Annotated in this window: 15 protein-coding genes; 5 read left to right on the top strand and 10 right to left on the bottom strand. The window is 70.8% G+C overall.

All coding sequences use genetic code 11. The annotated features are described in order from the left end of the window. From dpgD to LN042_RS33425, 6 genes are all read right to left on the bottom strand, one after another. On the bottom strand, positions 1–756 hold a 756-nt coding region (gene dpgD / locus LN042_RS33450; protein WP_230055208.1), incomplete at its 3' end, for an enoyl-CoA-hydratase DpgD. After that, entirely contained in the window at positions 749–2,050 is a 1,302-nt protein-coding gene (gene dpgC, locus LN042_RS33445) for a (3,5-dihydroxyphenyl)acetyl-CoA 1,2-dioxygenase DpgC (RefSeq protein WP_372495865.1), read from the bottom strand. The genes dpgC and dpgD, both read right to left, overlap by 8 nt. 44 nt (positions 2,051–2,094) lie before the next feature. Then, positions 2,095–2,820, bottom strand: a complete 726-nt coding sequence (dpgB, locus tag LN042_RS33440) for an enoyl-CoA-hydratase DpgB (RefSeq protein ID WP_230055206.1) — start codon at positions 2,818–2,820, stop codon at positions 2,095–2,097. After that, on the bottom strand, positions 2,817–3,965 hold the full coding sequence (gene dpgA / locus LN042_RS33435) for a 3,5-dihydroxyphenylacetyl-CoA synthase DpgA (RefSeq protein ID WP_230055205.1): 1,149 nt from the start codon (positions 3,963–3,965) through the stop codon (positions 2,817–2,819). The genes dpgB and dpgA overlap by 4 nt, the downstream gene beginning before the upstream one ends. 194 nt (positions 3,966–4,159) lie before the next feature. Continuing rightward, entirely contained in the window at positions 4,160–4,372 is a 213-nt protein-coding gene (locus LN042_RS33430; RefSeq protein ID WP_230055204.1) for an MbtH family protein, read from the bottom strand. 1,228 nt (positions 4,373–5,600) lie between these two features. Then, positions 5,601–6,527: a helix-turn-helix domain-containing protein gene (locus LN042_RS33425; RefSeq protein WP_230055203.1), complete on the bottom strand. Its 927-nt coding sequence runs from the start codon at positions 6,525–6,527 to the stop codon at positions 5,601–5,603. Positions 6,528–7,795: 1,268 nt separating this feature from the next. On the opposite strand from LN042_RS33425, the gene LN042_RS33420 reads away from it, so the two are divergent. Beyond that, the gene (locus LN042_RS33420; RefSeq protein ID WP_230055202.1) at positions 7,796–8,599 is read left to right on the top strand and encodes an alpha/beta fold hydrolase; all 804 of its coding nucleotides are present in this window, start codon (positions 7,796–7,798) and stop codon (positions 8,597–8,599) included. A gap of 37 nt (positions 8,600–8,636) precedes the next feature. Here the strand turns inward: LN042_RS33420 and LN042_RS33415 are convergent, their stop codons facing one another. From LN042_RS33415 to LN042_RS33395, 4 genes are all read right to left on the bottom strand, one after another. After that, positions 8,637–9,020 carry a hypothetical protein gene (locus tag LN042_RS33415; protein ID WP_230055201.1) on the bottom strand — a complete coding sequence of 128 codons (384 nt, stop codon included), beginning with the start codon at positions 9,018–9,020 and terminating at the stop codon, positions 8,637–8,639. 239 nt (positions 9,021–9,259) lie between these two features. Further along, the gene (locus LN042_RS37510; RefSeq protein WP_283843993.1) at positions 9,260–11,668 is read right to left on the bottom strand and encodes an aminotransferase class I/II-fold pyridoxal phosphate-dependent enzyme; all 2,409 of its coding nucleotides are present in this window, start codon (positions 11,666–11,668) and stop codon (positions 9,260–9,262) included. Further along, positions 11,665–12,687, bottom strand: coding sequence for a 4-hydroxyphenylpyruvate dioxygenase (hppD, locus tag LN042_RS33400; RefSeq protein WP_230055200.1), 1,023 nt, complete (start codon positions 12,685–12,687; stop codon positions 11,665–11,667). Before hppD ends, LN042_RS37510 begins: the two co-directional genes overlap by 4 nt. A 75-nt stretch (positions 12,688–12,762) precedes the next feature. Continuing rightward, positions 12,763–14,346 carry an MBL fold metallo-hydrolase gene (locus LN042_RS33395; RefSeq protein WP_230055199.1) on the bottom strand — a complete coding sequence of 528 codons (1,584 nt, stop codon included), beginning with the start codon at positions 14,344–14,346 and terminating at the stop codon, positions 12,763–12,765. 1,115 nt (positions 14,347–15,461) lie between these two features. Here LN042_RS33395 and LN042_RS33390 point away from each other — a divergent pair. The 4 genes from LN042_RS33390 to LN042_RS33375 are packed head-to-tail and all read left to right on the top strand — an operon-like array spanning position 15,462 to position 18,200. Beyond that, entirely contained in the window at positions 15,462–15,644 is a 183-nt protein-coding gene (locus tag LN042_RS33390) for a hypothetical protein (protein ID WP_230055198.1), read from the top strand. Between the two features lie 4 nt (positions 15,645–15,648). Further along, complete coding sequence (locus tag LN042_RS33385; protein WP_230055197.1) at positions 15,649–16,680, top strand: beta-ketoacyl-ACP synthase 3; 1,032 nt, start codon at positions 15,649–15,651, stop codon at positions 16,678–16,680. Between the two features lie 42 nt (positions 16,681–16,722). Then, on the top strand, positions 16,723–16,956 hold the full coding sequence (locus LN042_RS33380) for an acyl carrier protein (protein WP_230055196.1): 234 nt from the start codon (positions 16,723–16,725) through the stop codon (positions 16,954–16,956). Then, entirely contained in the window at positions 16,953–18,200 is a 1,248-nt protein-coding gene (locus tag LN042_RS33375) for a beta-ketoacyl-[acyl-carrier-protein] synthase family protein (protein ID WP_230055195.1), read from the top strand. The genes LN042_RS33380 and LN042_RS33375 overlap by 4 nt, the downstream gene beginning before the upstream one ends. The last annotated feature ends 227 nt before the right edge of the window (positions 18,201–18,427 follow it).

Raw genomic sequence — 18,427 nt, 5'->3', positions numbered from 1 at the left:
CTCGACGGCGTCCTCGCTGAACCGGCGCCGCTGCTCCCAGTCGAACTCGGCCGTGAACGCGTCCTCCAGGGGCATGTCCACCGACCGCATCACCGCCTGCTTGATGGCCCGGACCGCCAGCGGCGCGCTGCGCAGCAGGTCGGCGACCCATTCGTCGACACAGGCGTCCAGCCGGTCGGCCGGGACGACCTGGTTGACCAGGCCGAACCCCAGCGCGACCGACGCCGTCATCCGACGGCCGGTCAACAGGTAGCCCATGGCGGCCTTCAGCGGGATCTGCCGGGCCAGCCGGAAGGCGCCGCCGGCACCGGGGACCAGGCCGAGGGTGGCCTCCGGCAGTCCGAAGACCGCCTGCTCGGAGGCGATGATCAGGTCGCAGGCCAGGGCGAGTTCGAACCCGCCGCCCAGTGCGTAGCCGTTGACCCTGGCGACCACCGGCTTGGAGAGCTCGAACCGCTCGGTCAGTCGCGGCCAGCCGGGCTGGCCGCGACTACCGAAGGTCGACCGCGGCACGCCGTCCCGGTCCAGCCGGGCCCGCTCGCGCAGGTCCTGGCCGACCGTGAAAGAGCGGTCCCCGGCGCCGGTCAACACCGCGACTCGGACCTCGTCGTCGGCCTCGACATCGTCCCACACCGCGGCCAGCTCCTCGTGCATCCGCAGGTCCATCGCGTTGAGCACGGCGGGCCGGTCGAGCGTGATCCGGGCGACGTGGTCCTTCTTCTCGTACCGGACCCGTGGTTCCCGATCGTCAGTCATCGGCCCCGGCCCGCTTGGGGGCGGAGAACCGACCGACCTTGTCGATCACGTCCGAGCTGTACAGGCGCAGTGCCTGCTGCAGCGAGAAATCCGCCATGTATACCCGGAATTCATCCACCGACTCGTCCGCGAGATTGAGCATCCGCCGGTTGGCCAGCACCGCCTGGCCGCGCAGCCGCTGGACGCTGCGCTCGGCGGCGGCGTCCAGCTGGTCGGCCTCGTGGACCTCGTCGACCAGGCCTGCGGTCTCGGGCTCGGTCGCCCACAGGCGCCGCCCGCCGAGGATCACTTGGCGGGACACCCGGGGGCCGACCGCTTTGCTCAGCCGGAAGTTGGAGGCCCCGGGGACGATCCCCTCGGCCGCCGCGGGCAGGCTGAAGAAGGCGTCCGAGGCGGCCAGCACCTCGTCGAAGACCAGGAGCAGCTGCATGCCGCCGCCGATGGCGAAGGAGTCCACCACCGCGGTCCAGGGCTTCTCCACGACCGACGGACGCCAGCCGGTGCCGTCCAGCCGGATGCCGCGCAGGATCTTGTGGATGTAGCCGAGCTCCCGCCGCAGCAGGAAGTCGGTCAGCGAGATCCCGCCGCGGTGCAGGGACTTGAGGTTGATGCCGGCGCTGAACACCCGGCGGCCGCGGTAGCGCGGGTGCGTCATCTCGCCGCCGCGCAGCAGCCCGACCTCCACCGAGGGGTCCAGCAGGGCCAGGTCGACGGCGGTCTCGATGTCGTCGATCTGCTGGTCGTCCTCCGCGTTCAGCGAGTCCACCCGGCACATGGTCAGCCGGGCCACCGCGCCTGTGCGCTCCAGGCGGACGGAGCCCAGGTCGGCGAAGCCGGTCTCGGTGAACTCCGGCAGCAGTCCAAGCGCCCGGGGGGTGGGGCGCAGCATGGCGTCCATCAGGTGCGAGCCGGACCGGGCGGAGCCGAGCACCTTGCTGAAGAAGATGCCCTGGTCGATCTCCAGGCCCTCCTTCTCGGCCTGCACGTTGGCACGCTCGACGGCCAACCGGTCGGCGCCCGGCACCAGTCCGGGGAAGGCCTTCGCGGCGGCCTCGGCCAGCTCCGCCACCCGCAGGTACCGGGTCCGCCCGTCGGTGAGCTCGTCGTAGACCTCGTCGACGTGGGCGTCCAGGAACGCGGCGCGCAGGGCTCGGACGGCGTCGAGCGCCGCCGCCGCCTCGGCCCGCTGCTCGGGCGTCCGGTCGGCGGGCACCGGCAGGATGCTCAGCAGGTCCTCGGTGTGCTCGGCGGCCTCGGTGAGCGTGGTGCGGGCGAGCCCCAACTCCGCGCGCACGGCGTGCAGGTCCCCCCGGACGTCGACCCCGGTCTCGGCCACGGTCACGAGGCCGCCCCGACCGAGGCCCGGCGCAGCGCGCGGTCACAGGCCGCGAGGTGGACGCCGAGCGCCTCCTCGAAGCTGGTGGTGGCGGCGTCGAGCATCAGCTGCCGTCGGATGGCCAGTTCGGTGCCGGGCACGGCGCCGGCGCGCAGGGACGCGTTGGCGAGGGCGCTGTCCAGGTCGTCGGCCAGTTCGTCGACCAGGTGCAGGGCCAGCGCGTCGGCCACGCCGATCGGCGTCCCGAAGAGTACCGCGCGGCGGATCGCGGCGGCGCCGGAGCCGTGCTGCGCGAGCCGGTAGAGCGCCATGCCGGGCCAGGTGGCGCCGTCGCCGACCGGCACGGTCAGGCGCACGGTACCGGTGGCGATGCGGTAGTCGGTGGCCAGCAGGGCGTCCAGGGCGATACCGCCGCAGTCGCCGTCCGCGACGGCGAGCGTGCTGGCCGGGAGTCGCTCCAGCCGGCGCAGCGCCCGCTCCCACTTGCTCACCTGCGACACCGTCAGGTCTCCCGCCCAGTTGCCGGTGGGGGCGCCGGAGACCTGGACGATCACCTTGCCGCGGCCGCCGCGGTCCTCGGCGGTGTCGCAGACCGCGTTGACCGCGGCGGCCGCCTCGAGTGACAGGGGCTGGCTGCCGTCGATCCTCAGGAGCAGGTCCTCGTCGCCCGGCTGGACGTCGGCGGTCTTCGCGGCGCTCTTGCCGTTCTTCATCTGATTCTCCGTCACCACTGCACCAGCGCAGTCTCGATCGTCGATCCGGGGCCCATGGTCATCAGCACGCCGTAGTCGCCGGCCTGGCAGACGCCCTCCTGGAGCAGCCGCTCGTAGGAGAACAGGAAGGAGCCGCTCGACAGGTTGCCGTAGTCACGCAGGACGCTGACGGTGTGCCGGACGTCGTGGCGGGTGAGACCGAGATTGACGCGGACCGCGTCGATGACCTTCTTGCCACCCGAGTGGATCAGCCACTGGCTGATGTCGCTGCGGCGCAGCCCCGCGCCGGACAGCAGGCGGTCCACCACCTGCTCCGCGTTGGCACCCACCACGTAGGGCACGTGCGGGTCGAGGTAGAAGCTGAACTTCCCCTGGCTGTCGTCCCAGTCGAAGCGCATCGCGCCGATCGCGTCGGTGATCAGGTGGCTGGCGAAGCCCAGGATCCGCGGGCTGCCGGCGGCCGGCGGCACGTCGGGCGCGGGGTAGCCGGTGTCGGGCGTGTCTGCGACCAGGGCGATCGCGGCCGCACCGTCGCCGAACAGGCTGTTGACCACGGCCGTGCGCATGCTGTCGTCGATCACGTAGGCGGCGGAACAGGCTTCGACGCACAGCAGGACGGCGACCCTGCCCGGGTTCGCCGCAGCCCAACTGGCGGTCGCGTTGAGAGCGTTGAGTCCGGCGTTGCAGCCCATCCCGACCACGTCGATCCGGCTGGTCCGGGGCAGGATCCCCATCTCCCGGATCAGGTGGGCGCTCAGGCCCGGCGTCAGGAAACCGGTGGTGGTGGTGCAGCACAGGTAGTCGATGTCCGACAGCTCGAGTCCGGCGTCCTCCAGGCACGCGCGCACCGCGCGGGCCCCCATCTCCAGAGCGAGGCGCTTGTGCTTGGCCAGCAGTTCGCCCTGCAGCTCGGTGATCACGTTGCCATCGGCGTCCCGCTCGGGGACGGTCAGGTAGCGCCGCTCGATCGCGCTGTTCAGGAACACGGAACGGACCTTGGGGTCCGTGATGCTGAAGATGTCGAGCAGTTCCGGCTGCGAATAGGAGGTGCCGCTGTTGGCGGTGCCGACGCCCACGATGCGGGCGGCGGCAGGTGCCTTCCGCTCCTGCGTCGGACGGGCCGACAGGGTGGTACTCGGCAACCTCGTGCTCGTGGTCATCGGAAGGTCCACCCCCAGGAACGGCTCTTGCTGCGAATCAGACGCACGGGTACGAACACGTCGTTCAGCCTTTCGGTGAGTCGATGTCACGCCGCAGCGAGGCCGTTTCCGCACTGGTACCCGTGCTGCGGCAGCGCCTGAGCACGACGCGCGAAAACGGCCTCCGCGCTGACCTGTCGGCAGGGCCGACCGGGTCAGTTGTTCGCCATGGCCTCGATGAGGCTCTTGGGGCGCATGTCGGTCCAGTTCTCCTCGATGTAGTCGAGGCAGTCCTGGCGCGGCGCCTCCCCGAAGACCTTGTCCCAGCCCGCGGGCACGTCCACGAAGACCGGCCACAGCGAGTGCTGGCCCTCATCGTTGACCAGGACCAGGTAGTTGGCATCGGGGTCGTCGAACGGATTGGTCACCGTAGTGTCCCTTCTCGGGTTCGGCGGTCAGGCGGTTGCCTGCGCCTTCAGGCGGATCGGCCTGAGCCTTGATGAAAAGCGCGGTCGGCCTGTCGAGTTGCCGCGGCATGGGCCCGCCTTCCTCATCGGCTGGTGATCGATGACCGTTCTGGGCTGGGCCCGCAAGAGCCGCACGGGAGACCCGACCGCCGCACCGCACACATGGAGTGCTCTCCGAGGAGGATGGCCCGCGGGCCACCGGTCGATCAATAGCTCGCCGACGCACAGCACTTGGACACATCCGAGCACCGGGCCGACCGTGTTCAACTGCGATGCCGCGTCACTTGGACGCACCGCCGGGCTCCCGGACCGCTCTGCCGCCGCGCCGCGGATCCGTCCGGCGCCGGCGTCCGACCGCCCCGGGAGTGTACCTGGATACACCCCAGTTCGGGGGCCGGGCCACCTACGCACCCCGTCGGCCGCCCGGCCAACTTGGCGGAATGACCCGGCCGAGGAGATCTCCCGCGCGCGCGCCTTCGAGGCCGGACTCGTGCCGCTGCGCCTCCTCGGGCGGCGGCGCTCGCAGGCCACCCGCGGCGCCCCCGGGACCCGCCCCTGCCGGCCCGCGCGGCGGCCGCATCAGCACCATCGTCCTACGCGACGGAACGAGGCCGCCCGCGGCCTCGGCCACGAGCCCCTGCACCGCCGCGCCTCGCTCCGGCAAAGCGGCAAGGAGGTACCGCACTGCTCCTTGAGATCGACGACCATCCCGCCGCACGTCAGCAGCCGGGGCAAGGGGCAGCGACGCATCCACGACCAATCCCGGAGACCGGCTCGGGACCGACCGCAGACCAAAACCCACCTCGAAAACCAGCAAGAGCGGGCACTCGGTTGCCCAAGTGCCCGCTCTCACAACCGACTTCGCAGTCGAGACGACAGGATCAGAACCTGGTCCCCCCTTGGTCCCCAGATCGCAGCTCGGGCTTTCCTGTTGCTCACCAGCTGGGGTTGCAGATGAGTCGGCGCGCCAGCTGCGGCACTTCCGGACCTCGCACAACTGACCGGCCGGAACGGGGTGTTCGCCCTGGAGGCGCTCGTCCCCGAAGTCCTGGTCGCCTCGGACGGCCCGGATTACCAGCCGAACGGGACGACCGGTGATCAGACCGCGCATCGGCAGACTGGACCTGACGGCCGGCCAGGCAGGCCGGGGGACTACGGGAGCGCCACGGCAGCCGGAGCGGAACGCCGGTCAGCCGGTCGCAGCCCGGTCCACCACTCGGACGCGCTGATCCAGCTGCTGCGCGAACTCCAGCCAGGTCTCGGCGAACTGCCGGGTTAAGTCCACCACCAGGGCGGTGCAGTGGGTGGGCACCACAGCGGTGAGTTCGGACCACTCCTTGAGCCCCATGGCGTTCTGCTGGAACAGGCGCAGCAGCTGGCGGCCCTCCTCCTTGTGGCGCAACGACGGGTCGCGCAGCAGCTTCTCCAGCACCATGGCCGGGTCCGACCGCACCAACCGTATCCGCCGGGTCGCGGTCGCACGGGTCCGCTGATTCGGGAACACCACGCTGACGGTGCCGTCACTCGCCGCCCCGGTGGCCGGCGCCTCACCGGCTGCCAGCCGGCGCCGGACGTCGCTGACCGTCGCCGGGGAGATGCCGGCCAGCCTGGCGACCTCGCGCAGCGAGGCGCCCGGGCGCTCGGCGATCAGCTCCGCAGCCCGACGGCGGCCCTCCAAGCGGTTCAGCGGGCGGACCTTGCCGTCCCGACCGACCCTGACCTGCGGCTGGTCCGCGGTCTCCGCCACCCGCCGGCGGATCGCCGCCACCGCCCTGGCACCGAGCCCGGCGGTCCGCGCGATCGTCCGGTCGGACAGGTTTGGGTGCGAGGTCACGATCCGCTCGGCCGCCGCCCGCCGATCGGCCAAGGAGAGCGGCAGGCCATGGGTGACGTTCGCCTCCACCGCCTTCAGGAATGCGTCGGCACTGCTGCCGTCGAAGAACTCCACCTCGATGGCCGACAGGCCCTTGGAGACCGCCGCGAGCAGCCGATGGGTCCCGTCGATCACTCTCATGGTCTGCCGCTCGACCAGGATCGGCGGGAGCGGCCCGTCCAGCTCCGCCAGTCTGGCGACGTGCTCCTCGTTCCGACCGCCGGTGCGCGGCGACTCTCCCACCTGCAGCATGGTGATCGGAACCACGACCGTTGCTATCAGGTCTCCGCCAGTCTGATTCAAAATGGCCCCCGTTGTTGTGCGACTCCAAGCTGAGTCAGGCGCACCGGTGCCGACCGCCCAGACGTCAGCGAAGCGCCTGCCACGTCCTCAGGGCGTCGTTCCCGCTCGATCGCTCCGAACCATCGCCAAGATGCGGGGCCAACCTTCAAGGACATGTCTCAGCCACATACCTATGCCCTCATCATCGCTTTCGCTCCGGGAACTGTCGAGCGGTCACCGAACCGTCCTTCCAGAAATCCCGTACGCACGACGTCGGATGGATCGTCAACCTTCCGAGGTTGTCAGTTGACTGTTTGTCAGCTCTTCATTCATCCGCAGCCCCCGCAAGCAACACCGACCCGCGCGGCTGCGGATGATGGACCCGACCGTGGCGCTTGAGTAGCGCTGCGACCCCCTGGACGGTGCGACTCGCGCCGGACTGATGGCGAGCCTCTCCCGGACGAATCCTTTGGCCGCAGCCCCTCGCGCCTGCTCCCGGAATGCCCGCCGTGCTTCGGTCAGGCCTCCTCCCTGTACATATCTCACACACAGCAGGCACAGCGCCCGAAACCGGCCAGCAGCACGCATCCGGCGATATCACGCGTTCAACACCGCCCGCAGCTTCGGGGTGCACGGGTCGTGGCTTCATTGCGACTCGGCGCCGGCAGCGCAAACGCCCGGAGGCCGCTTCCGTCTGTCACCGAAGCGGCCTCCGGGAAGTCCCGACGGCATCGGTCCTCGAACGGATTCGTCATCACGTCGTCCTCTCCGCGGCCCTGACGTGGACCGGCCGACCCCACCGCGACCCACTATTGCCCGGGGCGCCGATCCGGCGTCAACCGACCGCCGACGTGCCACTACCGTGCAAGTGCGGCTGGGCATCAGTTGGACAGGCGTCGAGGGCAGCCCGGCATCGGTCTTGATCGACACGAATGCACGGTGCCAAGGTGAATGTGGCGACTGTGCCACAGCTGGGACGACCGAGCCCGCCGCCGCGGCCGTCCGGGACCGGAGCCGCCCTGGGAACGCCGCCGCGCGGTTCGAGGGCGACAAGATCCGCGGCCGCCGTTCGACCGCGCCGGACGCAGGGTTGCACATGGCCCGAACGGCCTTGCCAGTGCCGTGTATTGATCACCAGCGCGACGCGGTGCCAAGGTGGGGGACAGAGCGGAGCCGTGTCGGCGGGCCGCCTCCCCCTCGATTCCCTCTCGTCCAGGAGTCCCCACGCCATGCCCCAGGTGAGTACCAACGGCGTCCGCCTCTCGTACCAGCGCTCGGGCCAGGGCGAACCCGTCCTCTTCATCATGGGTTCGGGGGCCGCGGGCCGCGTCTGGACGATGCACCAGACCCCGGCCGTGGTCCGGGCCGGCTACCAGACCGTCATCTTCGACAACCGCGGTATCGGCGACTCCGACGCGCCGGCCGGAAGGTACTCGCTGGCCGACATGGTGGCCGACACCAAGGGCCTGATCGAAGCGCTGGACCTCGGCCCGTGCCGGATCGTCGGGTACTCCATGGGCGCGATGATCACCCAGGAGCTGGCCATCGAGGCACCTCATCTGGTGCGCTCGGCGGTCCTGATGTCGGCCCGGGCCCGGGCCGACGTGATGCGCCGGGCGATGCAGGAGAGCGAGCAGCTGATGCAGGAGAACGGCATCCGGCTGCCGCCGAGGTACGAGGCGGTCCGCACCGTCCTGGAGATGCTCTCCCCCGCCTCGCTCAACGACGACGCCACCATCCGCTCCTGGCTGGAGATCCTGGAGCTGACCGGCAGCAGCAGCAAAACCGCCGACGGGCAGGCCTGGGTGTCGCAGGACGGCGACCGGCGCGAGGCGCTGCGCGCGATCACGGCGCCCTGCCGTGCGATCGCCTTCGCCGACGACCTGATCTGCCCGCCGCACCTGGTCTCCGAGGTGGCCGACGCCATCCCCGACTGCGACTTCGTCGAGATCCCCGACGCCGGGCACCTGGGGCACCTGGAGCGGCCGGCCGAGGTCAACGCGGCGATCATCGAATTCCTGGACAAGTACTGACCGGGCGTTTCCCCGTGGTGGCAGGAGCGCCGCCGCTTCACCGGCATTGGCGCCGCACCGTGGCGATCGACTGCCGTGCCGCCGAGCCGGCCGGCAGCAGCGCGGCCAAGACCGCGATCACGACGCCTGCCAGTGCCGGCAGGACCAGTTGGGGCGTGGTCCGACTGTTGACCGCCGTGCTGAAGGCCTGCGGGTTGGGGGCATCCGGCCCACCGACGATGGTCACCGTCTGCTGCTCGCCGTTCAGGTAGAGCGTGACCCGGTCCCCGATCGTGAATCCGTGCTTCTGCAGGAGCGACTGGCTGGCCACCACCTCGTTCGGCCCGAAAAGGCAGGCAACCGATACCCAGACCGGGGTGCCGAGGACGGCCGTCCCGGTCGGGATCCCGCTGAAGGCGGCCCGCAGGACGGGAATCGACAACTCGCAGTTCCTGCTCGGCCTCGCCCAGCCGGGCGGAGAGCTCGGCGATCCGCTCGCGTAGCCACTCCGCGCCGGCGACGAGCCACGGAGGTCACCCCTGAGCAGCACGTCCGGGCGGTGCGCCTCGGCCGAGGCGAACCGGTGCGGTGGACCGCGACGTTGCCGACCGGGCGGGCCGGCACTGCCCGGGCTTCTTCAGCCACGGAACCGGCTCGCCGCGGACCACCCGGCAGGACGGCTCAGCCGCGGGCCGCCTCGGTCCTGATGAACTCCGCCAATCTGACGGCCCCGTCGGCAATCTCCTGGTGCGTCAGGTAGCTGACCGACAGCCGGACGGCGTGCTCGCCGCCGCCGTCGGGATAGAAGTAGGACATCGGCGTCCAGATCACGCCGAACTCCTCGGCCGAGCGGATCAGGGCCGCGTTGTCGGCCCGGAACGGGACGGTCAGGCTGAGGAAGAAGCCACCGCTGGGCTCGTTCCAGCGCACCCCGAGGGCCTCCCGCTCGGCCGCGGGGAACTGCTTGGCGAGCTCCTCCAGAGTGACCCGCATGGCGTCGCCGTAGTAGGCGGCGGTCTCGGTGTTCAACTCGGAGGTCCGGCCCTCGGCGGCCAGCAGCATGCCGGCCACCACGGCCTGGCTGACGGCCGAGGTGTTCACCGTGATCATGCTCTTGATCTTGGTGAGCTCGTCGGCCAGCAGGCCGGTGCGACCGTCGGCGTCCAGCACCGGCTGGTCGGCCACCACGTACCCGACCCGGGCACCGGGGAAGAGCGTCTTGGAGAGCGAGCCCAGCTGCACCACGCTGCGGTGGCGGTCCAGGGACTTCAGCGTGGGCAGCTGCTGCCCGGGGCTGACCATCCGGTACGGGCTGTCCTCCAGCAGCAGGATGTCGTGGCGCCGTGCCAGGTCGAGCAGGTCGAGCCGGGTCTGCAGCGGCATCGTGGTGCCGGACGGGTTGGAGTGGTCGGGGATCACGTAGAACGCCCGGGGGCGGCGGCCGCGGGCCCGCTCGGCCAGGATCGCCGCTTCCAGGTCGGCGCAGTCGAAGCCCGACTCGCGCTCCGGCACGGCGGTCGGGGTGATGTCCAGCAGCCGGGCCGCGCCGGTGATCCCCACGTAGCAGGGGCTGGAGACCAGCAGCACGTCCTCGGGGCCGGAGATCAGTGCCCGCACCGCGAGGAACATCGCCTCCTGGCAGCCCACCGTGACCACGATGGACTCGGGGGCGACGTCGGTGTTCTCGTCCTTGCGCAGCGAGTCGGCGATCAGCTCGCGGATCTGGCCGCTGGTCGGGCCGTACTGGAAGAGCGCGGAACGGACCTGGGCGGGGGACGCCCCCTGTTCCTCCAGGTGGTCCAGGTAGCGGCGCAGGTGGGTGAAGATCTGCTCGGTGTCGAAGAAGCCGTCGTACGGGCGGCCGGGAGCGAACGAGATCGCCTGCGGGTAGCGGATGGTGACCTCGTTGAGGAAGTTCATGGTGTCCAGCACCGGGTCGCTGACGCTGCCGTGCAGCTCGGCCTTGCGCAGCCCCGTTGACAGCGCGGCCGGCGCCGGGCTCGGCACGGCCGTGGCGGGCTCGGCGCCGACCAGGCCCGGGCCCGTCTCGGCGACCGAAGGGGTTCCGGTGAGTGCCATGGCTTCGACCAACTCCTCAGTGATCAGCTCCAGTAGGTGCGCCGCGCCGTGCTCCCCGGCCACGGCGAGGCCGTGCAGCACAGGCCGGCCCAGCAGCACCGCGTCGGCGCCGAGCGCCAGTGCGGCCAGCACGTCGGTGCCGCGCCGGATGCCGCCGTCGACCAGCACCGGGCAGGCGCCGCCGACCGCCGTGGCGATCCCCGGCAGCACGTCGAGGGTGGCCGGGGCGCCGTCCAGTTGGCGGCCGCCGTGGTTGGAGACCACGATGCCGTCGACCCCCGCGCGAACTGCCGCCCGGGCGTCGACTGTACTCAGAACTCCCTTGACCAGCACGGGAAGTGAGCTGACCTCGCGCAGCCATTCGATGACCGACCAGTCCAGTGCGGGATCGAATTCGGTGAGCGCGTGGGCGCTCGGGGAGGCGTAGTCGCCACCGGTGAGGTTGGCCGGCACCATCCCGTCCGGCAGCCGGAAGCCGTTGCGCAGGTCGCGCAGCCGACGGCCGAGCCGGGGCGCGTCCACGGTGAGCACCAGCGCCTCGAAGCCTGCCCGCTCGGCCCGCTCCACCAGGCGGCGGGTCGTCGAGCGGTCGCGGAAGCAGTACACCTGCAGCCAGAGCGGACCGGTGGCGGCCTCGGCGATCGACTCGAAGGTCCGGCCGGCGAAGGTGCTCACCACCAGCGGGAGGCCGGCCGCACCGGTGGCCCGCGCGGTGGCCACCTCGCCCTCCGGATCGGCGAGCGTGTGGTAGGCCATCGGCGCCACCGCGATCGGCGCCGACCAACTGCGGCCCAGCAGCGTGGTCTTGGTCTCGGGCAGCCCCGCTCCGGTCAGCACCCGCGGCCGCAGCCGCACCCGATCGAAAGCCGCCAGGTTGGCCGCCAGGGTACGCTCCTGGCCGGCTCCGCCGGCGATGAAATCCCAAATCCCCTGGTCGAAACGCGCCTTGGCGGCTGCCTCGTAGTCGGTCAAGGTGAACAGATCGGCGGCCTCGGGGAGTGCGGATCTCATCCTGCGGTCAGCCGATCGCGCTCGACGGCTTCGTACAGGGCGCGGATGTTGGCGCTGCCGAAGCCGCGCGAGCCGTTGCGCTGGATGAGCTCGAAGAAGAGCGTGTTGCGGGGGTAGGGCGAGCGGGTGAAGAGCTGCAGCAGGTCGCCCCACTCGTCGCGGTCCGCCAGGACCTTGGTCTCGCGCAGCTCCTCGATCTCCACGCGCAGGCCCGGAAGCCGCTCGCCGAGCATGTCGTAGTAGCTGTCCGGGGTGTCGAGGAACACCACGCCCCGCTCGCGGCTCTCGTGCACCGCGGGGATGATCTCCCCGGTCAGGAAGGCGAGGTGCTGGACCCCTTCACCGCCGTTGCGCTCCAGGAAGTTGTCGAGCTGCCCGGGCTCCTTGCCCGGGTCCGGGGCGACCAGGGTGAAGATGGCGCTGCCCGAATCACTTCGCACCACGATGGAGTCCATCGCCTGGTCGCCGACCGCGACGTACTCCGACGAATAGCGGAACAGCCCGAAGGCCTCGCGGTAGAACTCGGCGTACTTCTCCAGGGTGCCGCCTTCGAGGCAGACCGCGATGTGGTCCAGGCCGCCGATCCGGCCGCTGCCCGACTCACCGGCGCCCCCGGGCGTGGGCACCCAACTGCGCCCGGCGGGTAGGCCGTTCACCAGCGGATCGGCCGGAAGCAGGGTGTGCACGACGTCTCCGAAGCCGGACACGACCGGCGCGCCCTGCGCGGAGCGGGTCATCGTGGCGCCGGCGGCGGTCGCCGCAGCAGCGGTCGCCGCCACGTCGTCACAGGTCAGCGCAACGTCAGCGATGCCGTCGCCGTGCTGCTCCAGGAACCTGACGATCCCCCGTCCGGAGGTGACCACCAGGCGAACCTCGCCCTGTTGCAGGAGCACCGAACTCTGCTCCGCCTCAACCGCATCTGCCACCCGGGTGAACCCCATGGCGGAGACGAAGTAGTCGACGGCTGCCACTTTGTCTCTTGTGTACAGCTCGACATAGGCGATGTCGTGCACAGCCATGGGAATACCTCCGGAGGGGCTGAGAGCGGAATTCAGTGAGAGGATCGCCTGGGGCCCGCGGTCAGGCTCGGCCTGCTACCAGCGCCACTCCTGCTGCTTGAACAGGTGGCCGGCCGGGATGTCGCGCTCCTTGCACCAGCCGAGGAACTCCTCGATCTGCTTGATCTGGTAGGTGTCCGGGGTGTAGGTGGTGGCCATCACGTGGCCCAGCCAGTCCTCCTCACCCATGGCGTAGACGTACGCCTCCTTGGCGCCCAGCTCGACCATGATCGCGGCCGCTTGCTCGGCGTTGGAGCCGGACAGCTTGCGCGAGTTGCTCATCTTCTTGGTGACCGGGATGGTCAGCAGCGCCTGGTAGAGCCAGGTGAGCGGGGCGCCGTCGCACTCCATGCCGAGGAAGGCGAGGTCGGCGGTGCCCAGGTGGCCCTTGATGTAACGGTAGAGCTTCGGGTCGATACCGGAGGAGTCGGCACCGATGAAGATCTTCTTGCCCGCCAGCTCGGCCCAGTAGGTCGACTTGGCGCGGATGTCCAGGTCGCAGTGCTCACCGAGGAACGGGGTGGCGGTGATCTTGCCGCCGGGGAACTCGACCTCGTCGAAGTCGTCGACCTCGACCACGTCGAATCCCTGGTGCTTGAGCATCAGCGCGATCGACGGGTCGGCCAGGTTGCCGCGGGAGTAGCGCGGGCAGACGATCTTGCCGACCCGGCCGCGCAGCTGCAGCAGGGTCTCCATGACGATGTGGTCCTGGTGGCCGTGGGTGATCAGCACCAGGTCGATGTAGTCCGGCAGGTCGTCCAGGGTGTAGCGGTCGTCCTTGTCGCTGTCCGCGCTGATGAACGGGTCGGTGACGATGGCGGCTTCGGGCGTCTGCAGCACCAGGCAGGCGTGGCCGAAGTAGCGGATCCGGCCGCCGGACGCGATGTGGCGGTCCTCGTTCAGGCTCGGAGTCTCGCTCAGCATGGTGCGCAGCACGGCCGCCTGCTCGTCGTTCAGCTCCAGGGCCTCTTGCAGGTGGGCCAGTGTGGTCGGCTTGACGCGGGCCTTGAACAGCTCGGTCAGACCGGGGTGCCGGAACGGGATGTCCAGCTCCAGCACGTCGTCGGAGGGCAGCCGCGGGGTGCTCAGGATGAACGGGCGCTCGATGCCGGTCTCGAAGGACAGCTGCACCGACTGGCGCGACTCCTGGTAGTACGGGCTGCGGTAGAGCACCGGCTCCATGAAGCGCAGCTGCGCCTGGTTGTCGGTGTCGTAGGCCAGCTCGACCAGACCGCCCAGCTCGTCGGGCAGCTTGGGGTAGAGCGGGGTCAGGTCGAAGCCGGTGGCGTTGGCGCGCAGCAGCTCCTGGCCGGCGGCGATCGCCTCGGCGAACTTCAGCATGTCGGCCCGGTCGCGCTTGATCGTCGCCAGCAGCTCGCGCACCTCGTCGGCGCGCTCCTCCGGGATGTTGATGAAGTAACCGCCGCGCAGCTCCGGGTTGTTGCTCGCCGCGACGTGGACCTGCGGCGACTGCAGATACGACTCCAGCAGCGGCACGTGCAGGAACGCCAGGTTCATCGCCGCCTGCACCGGCGCCATCGTGTGCGGCTGCGCCACGAACCTGTCCACCAACGGCTCGATAATGACCTTCGACCGCAGGAACAACTGCTCGTCAGCCATCTGCACTTCTCCATTTCGGGGAAAACGACACCATCAACCGGGCATCAGCGAACAACCCGCGCCCACTCACCGGAACGCGGCAACGAATGTGCGGAATTCGCTACGCGAAAGCACCACGAGAACCTGGGCTCGAAGACACCGACGGGCGGCGGCCAGCTCACGGAACAGGCGTGCCGCATCAGCAGAATGGCCCGTCGGGCACTGTCGATCAATACTTTGCACGCTACACAGGGCAGTCGTCCCGCGATCTGCTCTACCACCGCGCTGGACCGTGCAGCTCAACTGCGGCAGTGCGACAGTTGAACACCTCCGGCGCGGCAGGCGCTCCGCCGGCCGCTGGGTCGACTCGGCCCCGAACAGATCCGCCGCGGTGATCGAGCCACGCAGGCCGGTCGACGCGCCGTCGGCGGCGCACACCTCTTCCGCCGTGACCTCCAGCACCGGCGCGCCTCAACGGCACGTCCTGGTGTGCCGGTGCCGAGAGGTTCGCCCGATCGGCGCAGACACGCAGACGCGATCAGGACGACTGCCCCGTAACCCCGGTCCGCCGACGTCTTGTCCGCACCCGTCCCGGATACGCACGACTCCCCGCCACGTGTGGCCGCCAGTCACCATGACCCAGTCGAGGAGGGATGACCAGTGGTTCGCGGCAGCTGATCGCATGCCGTCGGAATCCCACTCGCACACTCGAGGGCCCGCCGGTTCCGGAATTACCCGCCGTCCCGGTCACCACGACATCGATTCCACCGCCCGAGAATTCGCCTCGGCGCTGCCGAACTTCCCGGAACAATTCCGTACGGCCAGGGGATGCAGTCGCCCGGCTCCCGCGCGCTCGACACGCCGCCGCAGCCCGGGATACCGGCCGGCGGTACCTCGCCGCCGGTGTTCAACTGCGCCGTGGCGGTACTTGAACAGGCCTGCCGGACAACCGGGTCAAAGAATCGAATGCCCTGCACGGGCGCCCTCGGAAAACCTTGACGCTGTGTGAAACGGCGTGCCATCGTGAATTCAAACCTGAGACCCCTGCGAGGCATCGCGTGCAGACTGAGCCGATCCAGCCGCCACCGCACGTCGACGTGGTCGACACGGAACTGTATTCACACGGCGGCCCTTTTGTGCAATGGCGATGGCTGCGCGCCGACGCCCCGGTCCACCGGCGCGAACCGGCCGAGCTGCCTGGCTTCCGGTCACTGACCGGGTACGAGGACGTGCGCAGCGGCTACCGCGACCACGAGACCTTCTGCTCCGCGCACGGCCCCGAGTCCTGGCCGGTCCGGCTGACGTCGCACAGTGCCTAGCCCGATGCCCGCCGCAGGATCCGCGCCATCGTCCTGGGGAGGCCACGACCTTCCGGCCGCCGTACTCGCCGGCCTCGGCACCTGCCTGCCGGTCACCGAGATGGACAACGCCGCGCTGGTGGCCCGGTTGGACACCACCGACGAGTGGATCCGCACCCGCACCGGCATCGCCGCCCGGCGCCGGGCGGCCGCCGGGGTGTCGATGAGCGACCTGGCCTGCGAGGCCGGCGCCAACGCGCTACGCTCCGCCGGGCTGGATACGGTCGGCGGCGTGGTGCTGGCCACCACGACGCCGGACCGCCCGTGCCCGGCCGCTGCACCGGAGGTCGCCCACCGCCTCGGCCTGGGCCAGGTCCCGGCGTTCGACGTCTCCGCCGTGTGCAGCGGGTTCGTCTACGCCGCGGCGGTGGCGGCCGGGCTGATCACCAGCGGGGTGGTCGACAGCGTCCTGGTCGTGGCGTCCGAGCTCTACTCCCGGATCGTCGACCCGATGGACCGCGGCACCGCCGTGATCTTCGGTGACGGCGCGGGCGCGGTGGTGCTGCGCCGCGGCACTGTGGCCGAGCCGGGCGCGCTGCTGGCGTTCGACCTCGGTGCCGACGGCTCGGGCCGCGACCTCATCCACGTTCCCGGCGAACGCGAACAGCCGGACGGCCCGCGCTGGTTCAGCATGGCCGGCCGCAGGGTGTACCTGCGGGCCGTGGAGCAGATGGCGGCGTCCACCTCGCGGGTGCTCAAGGACTGCGGTTGGAGCCCCGAGGCGGTCGGCGCGCTGGTTCCGCATCAGGCGAACGGCCGCATCATCCAGGCGGTGGCCGAGCGGCTCGGCGTGCCATCCGGGAACGCGGTCTGCGAGATCGCCCGGGTCGGCAACACCTCGGCCGCCTCCATCCCGCTGGCGCTGGCCGCCGCGCTGGCCACCGGTCAGCTGGCCCCCGGCGCCCGCACCGTCCTCACCGCCTTCGGCGGTGGTCTGAGTTGGGGTTCGGCCGCCCTCATCTGGCCGCAACTTCGGTCCGTGCACTCAGAGTTCTGAGTCAGGCCAATACCATGTCACACCGCTCGTAAGGGAGCCAGCATGTTCGAGTACCTGTGCACCATCCTCAGCACGACCTACCAGGTCTCCGTGACCATCGAGCCGACCATGACGTTCAGCGACCTGGAACTCGACTCACTGTCGCTGGCCGAGCTGGGCGCCCAGCTGGAGGACGACCTGGGCGTCACCGTCGAGGAGGAGAGCCTGACCGCGGAGACCACCGTGGCCGACATCGCCGCGCTGCTGGAGGCGCAGGGCGCGGTCGTCCCGGCATGACCGGCACCGGCAGAGCGGGAGTCCGCCACCCCGAGGTCGTGATCACCGGGATCGGTATGGTCACGCCGGCCGGGGCCGACACCGCCACGACCTGGAAGACCGTCTGCGCCGGGCAGTCAACGGCGGCGGCCGACCCTCGACTGGCGGGCCTGGCCGTCGACTTCAGCTGCGCGGTAACCGGCTTCCACCCGGAGCTGGTCCTCGGCGTCGAGGCCCGCCGGATGGATCCCTTCACCCAGTTCGCCGTCGCCGCAGCCCGCGCGGCCGTCGCAGACGCGAAACCGGCCGACGGATGCTGGGACCCGGCCAGGGTGGGGGTCGTCCTCGGCACCGCCGTCGGCGGCCAGCAGACCTGGGAAGAGCAGGGGCAACGCCTGCGGGATCGCGGTGCTCGCACGGTCAACCCGCTGACCGTGCCCCGAGCCATCTCCAACATCGCCGCCGGCACGGTGGCCATGGACCTCGGTCTGCACGGGCCCTCGCTGAGCGTCGCCACCGCCTGTGCGAGCGGTACCACCGCCCTCGGGCACGCCCTGGACCTGCTCCGCGCGGGCCGCTGCGACGTGGTGCTGGCGGGCGGCACCGAGGCGATCTCGACGCCGCTGATCGCCACCGCGTTCGACCGGCTCAAGGCGCTCTCCCGGAATTCGGCCGATCCGGCCGGTGCCTCCCGGCCGTTCGACGAGCGGCGCGACGGCTTCGTCCTCGGCGAGGGCGCGACCATGCTGGTGCTGGAGCGGGCGGCGGACGCCGCGGCGCGGGGCAGGCGCGGCTACGCCCGGCTGCTGGGCTACGGCTCGACCTCCGACGCCTACCATCTCACTTCACCGGCGCCCGACGGCCACTGGGCCGAGGTCGCCCTCCGGCAGGCGCTCGCCGACGCCGGCGTCCAGGCTTCGGACGTGGCGCTCGTCAACGCCCATGCGACCAGCACCCCCCAGGGGGATGCCATCGAGGCCCGGCTTATCGAGCGGGTCTTCGGGCAGGGCACGGCGGTCACCTCGACCAAGGGGGTGACCGGCCACCTGCTGGGCGCGGCCGGGGCGATCGAGGCCGGGCTCACCGCGTTGTCGATCGCCCAGGGGGTGATCCCTCCCACCGCCAACTTCGGCTCCGCCGACGCGGATGCCGCCGGCATCGACATCGTCCACGGTACGGCCCGGCAGGCTCCGGTCCCGCTGGCCGTGAGCAACTCCTTCGGCTTCGGCGGCCAGAACGCGGTCGTCGTCCTGGGGAGCGTCTGACCGGTCCGGTGCCGGCCCCGGGGCTCAGCAGCCGCCCCGGGCGCGCGAGTCACGGACCCACGTGGCCGAGCCGGACCGGCTCGGCCGGAGAGAACGCGCACGACCTGACGTGCCGTGGTGGCCTTCGGCTCGCATGCGAACCGTGGTCCATCTCGGGGCGATCCGACAGGACGCACGAACCGGGGGCGTGACACACCGCCTACCAGTCCGCCTCGTGCTCACCCGGT

Origin of the sequence: Kitasatospora humi (genome assembly GCF_020907985.1) — a bacterium.
Classification (GTDB): Bacteria; Actinomycetota; Actinomycetes; order Streptomycetales; family Streptomycetaceae; genus Kitasatospora; species Kitasatospora humi.
This window is presented reverse-complemented; position numbering and strand designations above follow the sequence as displayed.